Annotated in this window: 2 protein-coding genes; one reads left to right on the top strand and one right to left on the bottom strand. The window is 63.8% G+C overall.

Annotated elements, in window-relative coordinates; all coding sequences use genetic code 11:
• Window positions 1-1,173 (top strand): FAD-binding protein (locus QZ307_RS11020; RefSeq protein WP_295999773.1); only part of this gene is annotated, 1,173 nt, incomplete at its 5' end.
• 137 nt (window positions 1,174-1,310) lie between these two features.
• Here the strand turns inward: QZ307_RS11020 and QZ307_RS11015 are convergent.
• On the bottom strand, window positions 1,311-2,032 hold a 722-nt coding region (locus tag QZ307_RS11015; RefSeq protein ID WP_295999772.1), incomplete at its 5' end, for a hypothetical protein.

Below are 2,032 nucleotides of genomic sequence, written 5' to 3'. Positions count from 1 at the left end.
ATGCTGGACATGCCGCCTGCGCACAGTACGGGCGGCACCGACTACTACGTGCCCTACGTGCAGCACCTGTGGGAGCCCTCCTACGTGCCGCCCATGCGCAACGACGTCATCGCCGAACGCCTGGCCGGCCAGGGCCACGACATCCTGTTCGAGCACGAGATGGTGAAGCTGCTGCACGCCGACGGCAAGGTGACCGGCGCCGTCTTCAGCACCAAAGATGGCTACAAGCAGGTGAACGCGAAGAACACGCTGCTGGCCACCGGCGGCTATGCGGCGAACCCCGTGATGATGCGCGCCCTGCAGCCTGCCGCCGTCGGCTGCTGCACCGCTTCCAGCTTCAACCCCACCTGCACTGGCGACGGCATCCGCGCGGGTCTGTGGGCCGGCGCCTCCAAGGACATCGACGCAGCTCCCATGATCTTCGACCGCGGCGCCGTGGCCCCGGGCGTTGACGCCGGCTACGAGGGCGACGGCGAGAACTCGGTGTTCCGCGGCAACATCTTCCAGGAGAACATCGGCAGCCAGCCGTTCATGAAGGTGAACCGCCACGGCCAGCGCTTCGCCAACGAGTCGACCCCCTATGACTTCATCTGCTTTGCCGCCAATTACCAGCCCGGTGGCGTGTGGTGCCAGGTGTACGACTCCAACATGATGGACGACATGCTGCGCTTCGAGACCGTGGGCTGCTCGCGCGTGGTTCCCTATATCGAGATGGGCATGACCTTCGACGAGTACACCGCGATGTCCCAGGAATCCGGCATCCTTATGAAGGCCGACACGCTAGAGGAGTTGGCCGACCTGCTGGGCTTTGCCGGCCAGGACAAGGACAATTTCCTCGCCGAGGTGGAGAAGTACAACGGCTTCTACGACAACCAGGTTGACGAGGACTTCGGCAAGGAGGCCTACCGCCTGTCCGCCATTCGCCAGGCGCCCTTCTACGGCTGCTGGTTCGGCGGATCGCTTCTGACCACCATCGACGGTCTGCGCATCAACGAGAACTGCCAGGTGCTCGACCCCGAACTGAACGTCATCGAGGGCCTTTACGCCGCCGGCGACGTGTCTGGCAGCTTCTTCAGCGGCAACTACCCCGAGTATATCGTAGGCGTGGCCTGCGGGCGCAGCTCGGTGGAGGGCCGCCACGTGGCCAAGCTTCTGGCTGGCGCGGTCGAGTAGCCCCGCTTTCGTTCTCCCCGAACCGGGGCGATCTCCCTCCCTATCGCCCCGTCTCTCAGCATAAGAAGGCCTCCCACCCTGGTTGGTGGGAGGCCTTCTTGCCTTCGGTACAGCTGAAGCTGGGCGCAGCCCCTAGCTTAGTTCTGATGGCGCTTGTCGTAGAAAGCGGCGAGTTCCGGGGCCATCTTTTCCAGGGTGGGCTGGTCCTCGTAGGCCATGTGGCCGTTCTCGTGCACGTGGTACTCGATGCGGTCGGTGATGCTCTTGGGCAGGAACATCTTCGAGATGGAGTGCTTCACGTTCCAGAACGGGGTAGCGGCGTCGTGGATGCCGCCGAAGAACAGCACGCGGCAGTAGGGGTTGCGGCGCAGGGCCGTGCCCATGTCGTAGGCGGTGTTCGGGCACACGGGGCTGCCCATGGTGCCGGGCGCCTGATGGGTCCAGTTCCAGTCCTCATTCACCTTGAAGGACAGCAGCACGTTGTTCGGCGAGCCCTTGAAGCCGGTTTCCTGCACGAGCATCATCCAGGCGGACTCGTCCGGCGTCATGATAGCGTCGCCCGAGGGATCCTCGCCGGCGAAGAACTCATTGTCGCCCTGCACGTCCATGTAGGCCGGCTCGGTGAAGCGGGTGTCGTAACGGCCGGTGAACAGGCCCTCGTCAGCCATGATGTTCTTGCGGAAAGTGTCCAGCTCAATGCGCAGGTGCTTGGCCTGGCAGAAATCGGCGGACAAGCCGATGAGCTCGCTCATTTCCTCGGCGATGGCCCGCTCTTCCTCGGGCGTGATGGAGTCGCTGGCGATAAGCGCGCGGCCGTACTTCTCGTCCACGAACTTCCAGGCTTTGTCGAACCACTCGA

The sequence above is a fragment of the uncultured Adlercreutzia sp. genome (assembly GCA_910585575.1).
GTDB lineage: Bacteria > Actinomycetota > Coriobacteriia > Coriobacteriales > Eggerthellaceae > Adlercreutzia.
Note: the sequence above shows the minus strand (reverse complement) of the source record. Positions and strands in the feature narration are given on the sequence as shown.